The following is a 15,267-nucleotide window of genomic DNA, read 5'->3' as shown; positions in this document are numbered from 1 at the left end:
GCTTCCAAACAACCTTCAACACATCGCCACATTCACTTTGATGACAACGCTTACGCTAGTGATATTAATCACAAATCAAAGGAATGAAATACGGTATTTTAAAATTAAAGTAATGGAGATGCTTGGAGGGACAGCAAGATGGGAGACGACGCTCTGGAAGAACGCGGGGAGACCTTTTTTCTGAATCTGCGCTTTATGCTTATTGTCACTGTCTTCATCGGAAATGCCATTGAACCGCTGGTAGGCGGGGTGAGTGCGATGCATCAACTATATCTGTGGATTTTCAGTTTCCATATGCCGCTTTTCGTGCTTGTGACCGGATATTTTGCCAGAAAAAATCTATACGGGACTGCCGGACGCCGTCTGCTATTGCAAATCGGATTGCAGTACATTATTTTTCAAAGTCTATATTCACTGCTGGACACTACCTATTTCCATGTGAACGGTATTCAGCATTCCTTCTTCGCACCTTATTTGCTTCTATGGTTTCTTGCGAGTCACGCCTTCTGGCGCCTGCTGTTGATCGGAATGAGGGGATGGAAGCTCGGCGCTCAGTTCACTTTTGCTATTATCGCGGGTGTGCTCGTGGGGTACCTCCAGCTTGACGGTGTCTGGTTCAGCATTAGCCGCACCTTTGTATATCTGCCCTTTTTCGTGATCGGCTATCACTTCTCGTTCCCCGCCTTCCTTCGTCTGTATCACAAATGGGCCAAAACCTCAGCCTGCGTCTGCTCCATCCTGCTGCTGATCCTGCTCGGATTGTGGGGAAATATTCTTCCACATGGCTGGCTGTATGGATCAATGACCTACATGCAGCTTGGCCACCATGAGTGGTATGCCGGACTGTACCGTTTGGGGCTTTACGGATGGCAATTTGCAGCTTCCCTCGCCTTTCTCGGATGGGTCCCTTACCGAATGAGCCGTATGACTGACTGGGGACGCCGAACGCTATATGTCTTCTTGCTTCACGGATTGATTATCCGCCTGGCAACGACATCCGGTATATATAATGTAATCAGCGGTGCTACTGGAATTACAGTGCTGATTGGCACAGCTATATTACTAACTATTCTGCTAGCCCAGCCCGCAGTCAAACGCCTCCTGCACCCGCTAGTGGAGCCTTCCACTGCCTGGATGGTTGATCTGCAGCGCGCTGCCTTGCGGCGGTCGTTATAAAAACGCTCAGATAAGCTAAGCCCAATATCCAAAATAGAATATGTGATCGTTCCTTCTGTCGACAACGGTATTGGTGATTATCCATATCATTGGAAGGAGCGGTCTTTTTGTCTTGGAGAGCAGATATCCTTGATAGAAGATCGGTAGAAAAAACTACCCGTTTGTGATAGACTCACTATTAACAATGACATGTTCGGCTTCGGACAGCCGTCATTCACAGTCATCATTGGCTCATTGCAAGCAGTTATAGAAACGGCTTCCCCTCTTCTCTTTAAGAAGCTGGACCCCGTTAATTCTATAAACCGCATTTCCTTGCCTCTTATGAGTGCAATGCGTTAATGCGCCACTATATCAGATTTTGCAATTTACTAGGGGGGAAATTCATAATGGCAGTCAAGAAAAAGCGTTCAGACATGATCACCAAAGGTTTCGACCGTGCCCCGCACCGCAGTCTTCTGCGTGCAGCCGGCGTAAAGGAAGAAGATTTCGGCAAACCGTTTATCGCGGTCTGCAATTCCTATATTGATATTGTTCCGGGCCATGTACACTTGCAGGAATTCGGTAAAATCGTCAAAGAAGCTATCCGTGAAGCCGGCGGCGTACCGTTCGAGTTCAACACGATCGGTGTAGATGACGGGATTGCCATGGGGCATATCGGCATGCGTTACTCTCTGCCAAGCCGCGAGATCATCGCAGACTCCCTGGAGACTGTAGTATCTGCTCACTGGTTCGATGGTATGGTCTGCATCCCGAACTGTGACAAGATCACACCAGGAATGATGATGGGCGCCTTGCGTGTCAACATTCCAACGATCTTCGTCAGCGGCGGCCCAATGAAGGCCGGTGTGGACAGCAAAGGCAAGAAGCTCTCCCTTACTTCTGTATTCGAAGGCGTAGGCGCGCACCAAGTCGGCAAGATCAATGACGCTGAACTGCTTGAATTGGAACAATACGGCTGTCCTACATGCGGATCATGTTCCGGTATGTTCACCGCTAACTCGATGAACTGTCTGGCTGAAGCTATGGGTCTTGCCCTGCCAGGTAACGGTACAATTCTGGCTGTAGCTGAAGAACGCAAAGACTTTGTACGTAAATCGGCGAAACAGCTGATGGAACTGATCGAACTTGATCTGAAACCACGCGATATCGTAACTATCGAATCGCTCGATAACGCATTTGCACTGGATATGGCTATGGGCGGTTCCACTAACACTGTACTGCACACATTGGCCCTGGCTAAGGAAGCTGAAGTGGATTATCCGCTGGAGCGTATCAACGAAGTGGCTAACCGGGTTCCTTATCTGGCTAAGCTTGCTCCTGCCTCCGATATCTTCATCGAGGACGTAGACCGTGCGGGCGGCGTTAGCGCGGTGCTGAACGAATTGCTGAAGAAGCCAGGCGCATTGTACGGTGACTGCATCACCGTTACCGGCAAGACACTGGCCGAAAACGTAAGAGGACATGAGATTAAGGACACTTCCGTTATTCATACGCTTGATAATCCTTATTCGGAAGTTGGCGGCCTGGCTGTGCTGTACGGCAACCTTGCACCGGAAGGTTCCATTATCAAGGTTGGTGCGGTTGATGCTTCGGTAGGCGGCTACCATAAAGGTCCAGCAATCTGCTTCGATTCTCAGGAAACTGCGCTGGAAGGCATCGCGAACGGTAAGGTTAAGGAAGGCCACGTGGTGGTTATCCGTTATGAAGGTCCAAAAGGTGGTCCTGGTATGCCAGAAATGCTGGCACCTACCTCCCAAATCGTGGGTATGGGCCTCGGCGCTAAAGTCGGCCTGATCACAGACGGCCGTTTCTCCGGCGCATCCCGCGGAATCAGCATCGGGCACATTTCTCCAGAAGCAGCTGAAGGCGGACCGATTGCTTTCGTTGAAGACGGCGATATCATCGAGCTGGATCTGATCAATCGTAAGATTGAGCTGCTGGTGGACGAAGAAACCCTTGCGACACGCCGTGCAGGCTGGAAAGGCTTCGAACCGAAGGTGAAGACTGGTTATCTCGCCCGTTACTCCAAGTTGGTAACCAACGCTAGTAACGGCGGCGTATTAAAAATCTAATTACGTCCCTAGCCATACCAGAACGTAATTCTTATTGAAGCGGTCCCTCGCAGCAGTTATTCTGCTCTGAGGGACTTTTTTTGTGCAACTAAAGATAAAAAGGGAACACCTTCAGCCAACATACGCAGGCCTGTGAGGCATTCCCTTTTTCCATAATACTACCTATAATTCCTGTACATTAATGAACAACCGTTGCACCTGGCAGTTCCACTTCATCCACAGCATTGCTGCGGTTTCTCTCTTCTTCTATCTGCTCCCGTTTGCGGTTCGCGCTACGTGGCTGCATCTTCTGATCATGCCGTTTCAACAATTCAGACACCGGCATCAGGATTAGCTTTGGCACAAGCACCTCGGTACGCTCCTTCAGTCTTGCTCCACCAGCCGGATGGATCACACTTAACAACAGACTCAGGTAAAGCTTGCTGGAACGGGCGAACCAGCCGTTGGGCATATCCAGTACTGTGAAACCGAATTTCTCCGGTCCCCGATTGATCATGCTGACCCCGTACAATGCCTTAGCTTCCATAAGCGCCTCGTCATGGGCAATTTCCTCGGCGAGTACCGGCATATCCTTCTCCATCCGGCGAATCATGCGGATCGCAAGCTGGGCAGAGGAGCGGGAATGCATGCCAAGCTCGAACAGCTCCCGGTTATCAACATGTAGCTCAATTACCTTGTCACCTTTGCTTAACGTGGTTCCGTCCTCCATAGTGATCGGCTGCCCCTGATACTTGCGCAGACGATAATGCAGGAAAGGCTCGGCCGGTGAAAGAGTTCTTAATTTAAACAGGAATTGAAATAATTGCTCCCAGCCCAGCCATAGTCCCACAATCAGGCGTTTTCCGAAGGAAATTTGCTGAATGGACGATTTCTCAGCCGTCTTGATCATCTGGTCAATACGGATACTACACAGCCCGCGTCTTTGCGCTTCCTCCAAAGTTCTCTCCAGAGCAATCAGCATCAGTCCCGGAGCATCAGGATCGGCACCGAGTGTCGCACCGCTGTCATGCAGAAGCATCACTTCGCCGGGATTAAGGCGGGAGAGCATTTTCTCTGTGAGCTTCTCGGCCCCTTGCTTCTCACGCCAATCGCCGAACATCGCTGACCACAACACAATCTGCACACGGCGACGCTTCGAGAAATCGAACAAATTCACAATTCCCCAAGGCGGACGATAGTAAGTGCTGTGTTCACCGGTAATGCTGTAAATAATTTCGTCTGTGCGCTGGATCTGTTTACGTACCGTTGCCGGACGCATCAGCCAATTGGTCTTGTGCACATAGTTATGAATACCGATGAGATGGCCCTCCGCATGAATACTGCGGATCAGGTCAGGATAACGCTCCGCATGGGAGCCCACCACGAAAAAGGTAGCCTTAGCGTCATAACGCCTTAGAAGTTCAAGCACTTTCGGCGTAAAACGAGGGTCCGGACCGTCATCAAAGGTCAGCGCAAATTCATGGCTTCCGGTTCCTTTACGGAACACGCGGTAACCGAAAATACGGCTGATAATACCGGGTATAAAGGCATAAAAAGATGAGATGTAAAACAACCAGAGCAGCAAAGTCTGCATGTCTATTCCCCGCTTTTCCAGAGTTGACTTTGGCTCGCCTTAGGTCTGCAAGCAGATACAGCGATACGGCCAAGTGTGTATAGCTTTCACCGCCTTTTTGCGGATATCTATCATCGGCACAAAAAAACGTTACCCCCTATTTTAACACAGCTATCAAAGAAATAGACGCTTTTTAAGTAAAATCGTGTACAATGGACTCAAGTTGTAAAGACCTGACATTTCATCGGAAAAGGAGTCGTTCAAATCTTATGCTCCCCTTGTACAAAAAATATTGGCGCACCTTCTTTGACATTGGGTTAATTGTGCTTACGGTGTATCTGGTTATGTTTGCCTTCAGCAAGCTGTACCATTTGGCTGCCCCTGTGTTCCTGTCTTTCTTCGTATTTATCATTATTGAGCCACTGGCACGGTTTCTGAATCGCCGAGGTCTCGGCAAACCGTTCGCCTCAGCAATCTCGGTTCTGTTCTTCCTCGTTCTGCTGCTAGGAACGCTGTTCGGTGCTGGCCTGCTAATTACGACTCAGGCAATGCTTTTTCAGGACAACCTGCCAAGGTATACAAGTATTGTGCAAGAGCATTTCGTGGAGCTTACCGGCTATCTTCAGCATAAAGTCGACACGCTGCCGCCGGATCTGACCCATAAAATCAACGGGTATTTCAAGGATGCCACCGACATCCTCTCTTCATGGCTCGTTATCTTCTTTAAGTATATGATCGGACTACTGGGCTCGTTCTCTTCTTTTATGGGGAATTTCGGAATCGCCATTATTCTGGCCTTTTTCCTCAGCATGGAAATCAAGGACTGGAAGAAAATCGCCCATGAGAAGATGCCGAAAACCCTTAAGACAGCTTATGCTTTTCTGCAAGGAAATGTATTTAAGGCGATTGGCGCCTATGTCAAAGCCCAACTCATTCTCATTAGCATTACCTTCGTCATCGTTCTGGTGGGGTTGTTCATCCTAGGTACCGGCAATGAGCTGACGATGGCCTTAGTCTGTGCCGTGTTCGACGTTCTCCCGCTGCTCGGCGTATCGACCATCTTGATTCCATGGATCGTGTATCTCTTCATTATCGGGAACACCTCCATGGCGATCGGTCTGATTGTGCTTCTTGCTGTGGTGTTGATTCAACGTCAGATCATGGAACCGAAAATCACTGGTAACTCCATCGGTGTATCTTCCGCGTTCCTGATGCTCTCATTCGTTATCTTATCCATGTCAGCGTTTGGCGTAGCAGGTTTGATTCTGTCCCCAATACTGCTGATTCTGATCAAGGAATTGATCCAGCAGGGCTACCTTCAGCGTTGGATTTACCTGCCTCAGGAAGAGTTTATCGTCTCGCCGTTCGCGGCATCCGGGTCAGAAGCCGAGTCCTCCAAGACAGACCACAGCGATTCTGAAACAGAACGCCAGGCAGATCAAGCTCCTGAAGTTGATGAGAGCAAATCAAATACTTGACCGAACAACTTCGTAGCTGTATGGGCGCTGCCAGGAGCCACGTTCTGAACAGATACGGCTACGGCATATCGCGGCTGGTCTACAGGACCGTAGCCAATGAACCACTGATTATTGCGGGGAGCACCCTTGACCTGCGTCTGGGCCGTTCCTGATTTACCGGCCAGCGGCCAGTGGGCGGTCATCAGACTCCGTCCAGTGCCCTCGGTCACCACCTGTCTCATCCAAGACAGCAGCAGCCTGGTCGTGGATGCTGAGATTCTTCCGGTCCCGGACGGTGACAGATGTCCCGGCAAATCCTCCAGCTTCTGGCCATTCGCAAAAGTGACCTTCTGCAGGATGCGGGGAGCGGTGACCTCCCCGCCATGCAGCAGAGTCACTACCAGATTAGCGGCCTGAAGCGGGGTAACCTGCACATCGCGCTGCCCGATGGCAGCCTGCACTCTTGCGCCGCTATCATCAGGCACCAGGGACGTGAATATCGTCCCATGCTGCTCCCCCGCCAGCGGCCTCAGAAGTGGCAGTCCCAGCGTATTCTCGGACTGCCAGCCAATGTCCCTTCCCAGTCCCAGCGCCCACGCGGCGGACTGGATCTGCGCGCCGCTCAGACGTTCGGCGAGCGCGGCGAATACAGTATTGCAGGACACGGCGAACCCTTGCGCCAGCGTAAGGGGGCCGTGTCCTTTTCCTTTTAGGCAGGAAAATCCGTACTTCTCATATTGACCGGAGCAAGAGAAGAGTTCCTGAGGTGTTGTAACTCCGGCCTCCAGAGCGGCAGCGGCGGTGACAATCTTGAAGATGGAGCCGGGAACGGCAGCTTGCAGCGCCCGATTATTCCACTCTCCACCCTGAGGAGAAATATCCTGCGGGTTATATAAGGGCAGAGATACCATGGCTTCAATGTCCCCTGTCCGTGTGTCCAATACAACAATCGCGCCTTCCTTCATGCCACTCTGAATCGCCAGCTTCTCAATGTCATCCTGAAGTTTTTTGTCTATCGTTGTGTATAAAGATAACGGGTAGTACGGATTGCCCGGCGAACGGACTTTGAGCGGACTGCCCGGAAGACGGTTTCCCCTCGCATCCACCTGCACATACGCCTCAGTATGACCTACACCCCGGAGCAGCGGCTCCAGGGTCTTCTCCAGTCCATCCGTTCCGGTCCTTGGAATCCTGAGGCCTGAAGAGCTTGCCTGCTCGCCGCTCGCCTGCGGAACCGCTTCAGACAGATAGCCCAGCCACTGTTGGCCTGACAACTGACCGTCATACCTCCGTGCAAACGGCAGTACCATCACACCATCGATATCAAGCTCTTTCAATTCAGTGGCTTGGGCAGGGGACAGCGCCAGAGGTGCTTTTCCTTTAGGGGATGGCCATAGCAGAGGTTCCTTCAGGACTGCAACTCTGCTCAGCAGCTGCTGATAGCTGACTCCTAAAATGGCCGCCAGTCTGTGCATAGGGCCATCTTCACTTCGCTCCACCTGCGCCTTCACACTAGCCGCCAATTCTTCTTGCGGGAAAAGAGCGGCTGTCCAGATCGTTTCCCCGGCGAGAGGAATTCCGTGCCGGTCATAGAGACGTCCACGCCCACTGTCCAGCACTGTTTCACGCTCACTCTGGATTTCTGCCATCTTGGCCAAGGTATATGGGGTACCAGGAACAGGCCGATCCTTGATCACGAATTGCACCCAAGCCAACCGCAGGATCAATATTCCCATGGCAGCGGATAAGATCAACAGCGAGCTGAACAGACGACGATGGTGATTGTTGGTACGCAATGTTGCCTTCCCTCCTGACAGGATTCCTTATCCCTATTATGTCCCAGCTTTCGTCATTAGAATCTTTCCCATGGTGATAAACAAGCACAAGAGCACACCCCAACTTCTGGAGCCTGCTCTTGTGCAATTCACATTTTGGGTTAAACAGAAACTATACTCTGAACCTTGCTAGGCTGGTCTTTAATTTGGCGGAAGCCTTCTGCAAACTTGCGGAGAGCTCCACCAGATGGTCGCTGACACTCTGCTGCTCGCCACTGAGCGAAGCCACCTCTTCTGAGGCTGCTGACGATTCTTCAGCAACAATACTGACGCTATCCATCGTCACTGAAAGCACTCGCTGCGATTCCCCGAGCCCGTCAATCGAACCCGTAACTGCGTCCAGGAAGGTGATGAATTCATTCATCTGCCCTTGTACAGACACGAAGAGATCGCTGGTACTTTGTACCGAAGCGCTTTGCTCTCCGAACATTGGAGCCACCTCATCAAGTACCGTGACCGTTTCATTCATCTCAAGCATGATTCTGTCAGTGATTTCTCCCACCACTGCAATCGAGCTTCTCGATTGATCGGCAAGCTGACGAATTTCACTGGCTACGACCATGAACCCCTGGCCCGCATCACCAGCCCGTGCAGCTTCAATGCTGGCATTCAGGGATAAAATATTCGTCTGCTGCGCAATACGCTGCATGACATCCAGAACCTGAATCACGGACGAAGCCGTTGTCTGGAGGTTGTTCACTTTGTTCACCAGCGTCCGGGTTCTTTCCTCCGTAATCTGTGTCCGGCTCTTGAGTTCCTTCAGCATCGCAACACCTTCGGTGCTGAACTGTCCAACACTGTGTGCTCTGCCGTTCATCTCATGCGTAGCCGCTGTTACCTTGTTCATCTGCTCCGAAATCTGCCCGGACAAGGCATTGCCATTGTCCGCCTCCAGAGCCAGACTGCCCGCTCCCCCAGCAACCTCTTCCATAGCAGCAGCAATATCTTTAGCAGCAGATGCCGTCTTGCGGGAAGCATTGCTTAAGACATCCGACATCTCCAGCACCTCCTGAGCGGTCTCATTGGTGCGGTCGACGAGTTCCGTAATTCGCTCCATCATAGTATTGAAGGAGAGCGACAATTGGCCGATTTCATCCCGTGATTTGAACGACGTCCGTACACTAAGGTTCCCCTCAGCTCCCTGGAACATTAAGTCCTTGAGCCGGGTTAACGGCCTTGCGACCATTCGCACCATCCACAGCCCAATCAGAATAGCAATGACTGCGGCAGCGCCAACCGCGATATAGGTCGTCTTCAGAATACGTACCGCATCTTGGGTTAAATTCTCGGCAGGCACGACACCCAGCAGCTTCCATCCTGAGCTCTGCATCGTTCCATATACCGCCAGAATTGACTTTCCCTCCTCATTCTTGGTCGGCAGAGCGCCTGAAGAAGCTTGCTTGAGCCCTGTAAATAAAGTGCCCCCCAGACTTAGATAAGTGTCCGTCTCGTTCTGCATAGAGGACGCGATCAGCTCATCCTTTTCAGTCAGCAGCTGAATGTAGGAGCCTGTCCCCAGATTCACCTCGCCTAGCAGCTTTTCGACCTCACTAACCTTTATATCACTGATCGCGACATAGCCCGAATCTCCGGATTCTCCTGCAATCGCTTTCGCATAATGAAAAACCTCTGGAGCTCTCGCTCCCTTCATCTCTTTGGTCAACCATAGCCCTTCTGGCTTGTCCGACAACTGGCTGAACCAGGATGCCGAGCGTGCGCTCTCCATAAAGGGTTCATCCTTGGCCCCGGCAGCCACAATCGGCAATGATTCCTTCGCAGGAATGAGATACACCGCCTGCACGCCCTTGGCGCTCGACAGCCAGTTACTTAGCTCTGCAGCAATAACATCGACTGACAGCCCGGAAGCAGACTGGCTGGCCTCTTTCATAGCGCGCTGTATCTCTTTGTTGTAAGCGATTTGTCCCAAATTGTCCTGGTAACGGAGCATGGTAACATCCAGCTTCTCCGCAGTTTGAATAACCGTCTGCTGGTTGGAAGACAATGCATTGTCTTCAATGGTCTGCTCAGCAACGGAGTAGGAGGTATAGCCGAGCGAGAGCACTATTATCATAGTAGCTACGAAAAAAATGAGAAAAAGCCGCAGTCCCAGAGATTCAGCGGGATGCAGCCGGGAAAGAAGGCTGCGTTGTTCGGTTGTTGACTTCATCAGTACAGGTCACCTGCCATCATCTACAATTATAGGTTACTTAAATTATTACAAACTACTATTTTAAACCAAAAACCCTGAACAAGCTGTGATATAGTTGTACGCGGCCAGCATGAGGTGTAACTTTTCATTGGCTTACGTTCGGTTCGCACCCTGAAACTATAAAACAGCCGCCTCTTCGCGGAGAAGAGGCGGCTGTGACAGATATTCGTAGGTATTCTAGCTTCTCAGTAAGATTATTTAAATTTTGAACAGAGACAGCTTTTCCTTCAATTGTCCCGATACACTTTCCAGTTTCCCGGACAACGATACCAGTTGATCGCTGACATTCTGCTGCTCGCTACTTAGCGAGGCGACTTCTTCCGAGGTAGCGGATGATTGCTGAGCAACGGCACTTACGTTGCCCATCGCTTCAGACAAGACGCCTTGCGAATGATTCAAGCTGTTGATGGAGGAGGTTACAGACTCCAAGCTTGTAATAAATTCATCCATCTGATCTTTTACAGAGATGAAGATATCACTGGTGTTCTTCACCGAACCCATTTGTGCCTCAAAGAGCGGTGCAACTTCAGACAATACCGCGACCGTCTCATTCATCTCGGTCATGATTTTGTCAGTAATCCCGGCCACCAGCGCAATCGACTGCTTGGACTGGTCTGCGAGTTGACGAACCTCGCCAGCTACGACCATGAAACCCCGACCGGCTTCGCCTGCCCGAGCGGCTTCAATTGTAGCATTCAGGGACAGAATGTTCGTCTGCTGAGTAATATTCTTCATGACATCAAGCACCTTGATCACAGAGAATACTGTTTCTTTCAGATTGTTGACACGCGCAACCAGCGCTCCTGTCATCTCTCCGGTACGGCTTGTCTGACCCAGCAGCTCCTCCAACTGATTTGCACCTCTGCTGCTGGCCTCACCGACACTACGTGCAGCTTCATCCATCTCAGAATTGGCGTACACGACGGTCTGCATTTGCGTAGCAATCAGTTCAGTCAATTCATTGCCGCGCTCTGCCTCCAGAGCCAGACTGCCTGCACCACCAGCAATCTCTTCCGTGGCCGCAGCAATTTCTTTAGCAGACACAGCTGTTTTACGTGAAGCATCGCCCAGCTCTCCGGCAGTTTCCAGCACCTCGCGCGCCGTTTCCGTCGTCTGCGCTACAAGCTCTGTAATCCGTCCCATCATGGTATTAAAGGATGCGGACAGTTGGCCGATCTCATCTTGGGATGCATACTCGGTACGAACGCTCAGATCGCCTTTTGCCCCTTCTACCATCAGATCCTTGAGACGGGATAGCGGACGGGCGATCATGCGGACCATCCAGTAGCCGAGCAGAATGGCAAGCACGGCTGCGCCCCCGGCTGCGAAGAAGGTTGTCAGAAGGATTGGATAAGCCTCTTTGACCAATTCACCAGTAGGAATAATGCCAGACAGCTTCCAGTCTGCTTTGGTCATCGGATTGAAGACAGCCAGAACCTGCTTGCCATCTTCATCTTTATTTTCCTGACTCTTATTCTTTGTCTTGCTATCTTTGATGAATGCAAACTTGGATTCTAATCCATCCTCTGCAGGTGTATTAGAAGCGATAACAATACCGTTAGGATCTACCAACTGTATGCGGGCGCCATCGCCCAGTTTGACACTCTTGAAGGCATCCTCCAGCATTTTATTCTTCAGTTCCAGCAGCATCACATATCCCGAATTCTCGCCGAGATTTCGGAGTGAGCGCACCATAGCGATATTCGTTCCGCCTTTGCCCTCAACTGCAGTTGAGAACCAGTAATTCTGCGCGCCATCGGTATCGGAATAATGCGATTTATACTCCTTGGTCCGTTCAACCGCCTGTTTGAACCAATCCGTGTCCCTGATCCCTTCAAGCACCAGGCCCGAACTGCCAGTAGTGATAACATCGGAATCCGCTTCCTCCGGAATCAGCGAGATACTGACTACGTTGGAATCGGAGGTCGTTTGGCTCGATAGCTTCTTGCCGATTGCACTTGAAGCCACAAATTTATCGTAATAGTTATCCGCTTTGTCCAGTGACGTCAGATCATTCTGAATCTGCGGATCAAAAAACAGCTGAAGCGCCAAAGTTTCATATTGTTTGAGAATAATATCCATCTTCTCCGAGTTCTGAATAACCGTTTGACGGTTCGCCTCTGCGACATTACTCTTAATCGTACTTTTGGCTTTTGAATACGACAACAAACCCAGAAGCAGTACGACTATGACGATGGACGATAAAAAGATCAGGAACAGCTTGACTCCGACTGATTTCAACGGATTCACTTTTTTCATCTGACTCACCGAGCCCCGCAGCACGCTTTTCATGCTTACGCCTGATTTAACGCCGTCTTTGAGCTTGCCGATACTGGATGCACCGGCCTTACGCTGATTCTTTTTCTCTGTGTTTTCTTTCACCGACTTCTCATTCTTTCCCACTCTCATCCTTCTCTCTTTCTGCTCATCACTCTTACTCTCCTGTTCCGGAGTTCCCATTAGATCACCCACCAGTTTGATTAGAGATATATGTAAGCGTTGTCTGACTTATATATCGGCAAACAGTCCTTTTTTCCTTAGGCTTTTTGAATAATCTTTTCCATGAGTATGTAACTTTTAGCCTATTTGGGAGTAGAAAAAAACGGGACCATCCTCTCTCAAGCGAGGTTGGTCCCGTTTTTACATCAATTCTTATTTTCTTTTGCGCATCATATCAAAATAGGCCACCGGTGCATCCACTTTCATACGCACCTTCTGCAGCGGGTGACGGGCAGCATCCAGTGAATTGCCTTGCTCGTCCCAGATTTCTCCCACCGTTTGCTTGAAGAAGGTATCGTCCGGTCCAAAGAACTCCACTTGCTGTCCCGGCTTGAAGTGATTCCGCTGCTGAATCAGGGCAGTGCCTGTCTCGGCATCATATTCCAGCACCAGTCCGGCAAAATCATACGGAGCCGCTTTTTCTTCAGGCTCATAGATATGATCCTCATGGTCAGGTGTATCGTAGAAAAAGCCTGTATTGAGCGGACGGTTCGCCGCTTTATTCAGCTCTTCCAGCCATTCCGGCTTCAGTACATAGCCTTCAGGATCAGCCATATAAGCATCAATGGCTTTGCGGTACGCATTAACTACTGTAGCCACATAGTGAATGGATTTCATCCGGCCTTCAATCTTGAAGCTGTCGATGCCGACCTCGATCAGATCGGGAATGCTCTCCAGCATACACAGGTCTTTGGACCCCATCGTGAACGGATTGTCCTGTGGCTCATGCAGAGGAAGCTGGGTCACTCCTGGCAGCAGACGTTCAGGTGACTGCATAGCTTCCGCCTGCTCTTCTTCAGACACCCAAGTTCCATCCGGACGTGCATCCTCGAACAGATCATATTTCCAGCGGCAGGACTGGCAGCAGCCCCCCCGGTTAGAGTCCCGGTCTGTGAAGTGGTTGGATAGCACACAGCGACCGGAGTAGGAGGAACACATCGCACCATGAATAAAGCTCTCGATCTCAATATCCACATGCTTCTTAATTTCGGCGATTTCCTCCAGGCTTGTCTCCCGGCCCAGAACGACACGAGGCAGCCCTTCTTCCTTCCAGAAGGATACGGCTTGCCAGTTCAGTGTGGACTGTTGGGTGCTGAGATGCACCTCCAGGCCCGGAACCAGGCGGCGTGCTGTATCCACAATAGCCGGGTCGGCTACAATGATCGCGGCAATGCCGGCTTCATATAAATTACGCAGGTATTCTTCAATCCCCGCGACATCTTCGTTGTGAGCATAGATGTTTGTGGCTACAAACACCTTCGCGCCATATTTCTTGGCAAATTCTACGCCTTCGCGCATTTCCTCGAAGCTGAAATTGTCAGCATTGGAACGCAGGCCGTATTTTTGTCCACCAATATAGACGGCATCTGCACCATAATGTACGGCGAATTTCAATTTTTCCAAATTGCCCGCCGGAGCCAGGAGCTCCGGTTTGTCCAGACGGTAACGTTTGCCCTTATGCTGCGGCTTGGTCATGGTACTCATTCCTGTTCTCCCCTCCATTTCCCCGTTCTGCGGGGTCTATACGATTAATACACTTGCTCTTTATAAAAGAATCCGAAAGACAGCTCGCGCTCAGGGTCCTGCAGCTTACGAACCTCATCCAGCCATTCATCCTGGAAGGCATAGCCTTCAGGATCAGCTGCGTACGCATCAATAGCTGTGCGGTAAGCCCGAACTACGGCAGCATTATAGACTGTCGGCTTCAGCAACCCTTCAATCTTAAAGCTTTGCACGCCCGCTTCCATCATGATATGCAGGTCTTCCATAATGCAAATATCATCCGAACTCATAATATGAGTGCCGTTATCATCTTCGTAGATCGGGAAGATCTCACCCGGACGCTCCGCTTCGACCAGGAACAGACCGCGCTCCTTGCCCATGCTTCCGCCATCCGTTGGGCGTCCTTGGTGTGCCATATAGCTCGCTACGAGCTTGCGCTTAGAATGGTAAATGTTGGTCATTCCATGCACCTGAACCTGGGCTTCTATTTCCAGCAGCGGCACCATCTCCGTAATCTCGTCCATGTTCAGCTCACGGGCCAGCACAACGCGGGATGCGCCTTTGCGTCCCCAATAGTTAGACGTAGCGTAGTTGGTGGAAGTCATCTCCGCATTCCAGTGCAGCTTGAGACCAGGCGCCTCCTGCTTCACGGCAGCCAGCACAGCCGGGTCACCAAATTCAACAGCGTCAACGCCCAGCTCGCCTATAGCCTTTACATAGGCTGGCAGCTCATCAAGCAGACTATTGGGCATCAGACCGCCCAGCCCCGCAACGACTTTGCAGCCCCGCGCATGAGCCATCTCTATAACTGCCTTGGTGTCCTCTAGCGTGAAATGCCCAGCCAGCCTCATGCCAAAGCGGTCATCCCCGATCAACAGCGCATCTGCACCTGCATCCAGCAAGGCTGCCGCTTCTTTGAGCGATGCTGCCGTCGCCAGCAGCTCCGGTTTTTTGTTCATTGATA

General features: G+C 50.9%; 9 protein-coding genes. 3 read left to right on the top strand and 6 right to left on the bottom strand.

What is annotated here, in order from left to right; translation table 11 throughout:
• Window positions 1–138 precede the first annotated feature (138 nt).
• On the top strand, window positions 139–1,176 hold the full coding sequence (locus tag HPT30_RS25380) for an acyltransferase family protein (protein ID WP_175374089.1): 1,038 nt from the start codon (window positions 139–141) through the stop codon (window positions 1,174–1,176).
• 386 nt (window positions 1,177–1,562) lie between these two features.
• Window positions 1,563–3,248 (top strand): dihydroxy-acid dehydratase, encoded by a 1,686-nt coding sequence (gene ilvD, locus HPT30_RS25375; RefSeq protein ID WP_175374088.1) that lies wholly within the window; start codon window positions 1,563–1,565, stop codon window positions 3,246–3,248.
• Window positions 3,249–3,426: 178 nt separating this feature from the next.
• Here the strand turns inward: ilvD and HPT30_RS25370 are convergent, their stop codons facing one another.
• Window positions 3,427–4,821 carry a polysaccharide deacetylase family protein gene (locus HPT30_RS25370; RefSeq protein WP_175374087.1) on the bottom strand — a complete coding sequence of 465 codons (1,395 nt, stop codon included), beginning with the start codon at window positions 4,819–4,821 and terminating at the stop codon, window positions 3,427–3,429.
• Window positions 4,822–5,069: 248 nt separating this feature from the next.
• On the opposite strand from HPT30_RS25370, the gene HPT30_RS25365 reads away from it, so the two are divergent.
• Window positions 5,070–6,278, top strand: coding sequence for an AI-2E family transporter (locus HPT30_RS25365; protein ID WP_175374086.1), 1,209 nt, complete (start codon window positions 5,070–5,072; stop codon window positions 6,276–6,278).
• Here HPT30_RS25365 and HPT30_RS25360 read toward each other — a convergent pair.
• From HPT30_RS25360 to HPT30_RS25340, 5 genes are all read right to left on the bottom strand, one after another.
• A complete protein-coding gene (locus HPT30_RS25360; RefSeq protein ID WP_246317445.1) occupies window positions 6,239–8,053 on the bottom strand; it encodes a peptidoglycan D,D-transpeptidase FtsI family protein in 1,815 nt (604 codons plus the stop codon). The genes HPT30_RS25365 and HPT30_RS25360 overlap by 40 nt on opposite strands.
• 151 nt (window positions 8,054–8,204) lie before the next feature.
• Window positions 8,205–10,259: a methyl-accepting chemotaxis protein gene (locus HPT30_RS25355; RefSeq protein WP_175374085.1), complete on the bottom strand. Its 2,055-nt coding sequence runs from the start codon at window positions 10,257–10,259 to the stop codon at window positions 8,205–8,207.
• Between the two features lie 240 nt (window positions 10,260–10,499).
• Window positions 10,500–12,761, bottom strand: coding sequence for a methyl-accepting chemotaxis protein (locus HPT30_RS25350; protein ID WP_175374084.1), 2,262 nt, complete (start codon window positions 12,759–12,761; stop codon window positions 10,500–10,502).
• 192 nt (window positions 12,762–12,953) lie between these two features.
• Window positions 12,954–14,285, bottom strand: coding sequence for a peptidase U32 family protein (locus tag HPT30_RS25345; RefSeq protein WP_175374083.1), 1,332 nt, complete (start codon window positions 14,283–14,285; stop codon window positions 12,954–12,956).
• A 44-nt stretch (window positions 14,286–14,329) separates the two neighbouring features.
• Window positions 14,330–15,262 (bottom strand): peptidase U32 family protein, encoded by a 933-nt coding sequence (locus tag HPT30_RS25340; protein ID WP_175374082.1) that lies wholly within the window; start codon window positions 15,260–15,262, stop codon window positions 14,330–14,332.
• Window positions 15,263–15,267 lie beyond the last annotated feature (5 nt).

The organism is Paenibacillus agri (genome assembly GCF_013359945.1).
Lineage (GTDB): Bacteria > Bacillota > Bacilli > Paenibacillales > Paenibacillaceae > Paenibacillus_AQ > Paenibacillus_AQ agri.
The sequence above is the reverse complement of the archived record's forward strand: the minus strand, read 5'-3'. Positions and strand labels throughout refer to the sequence as shown.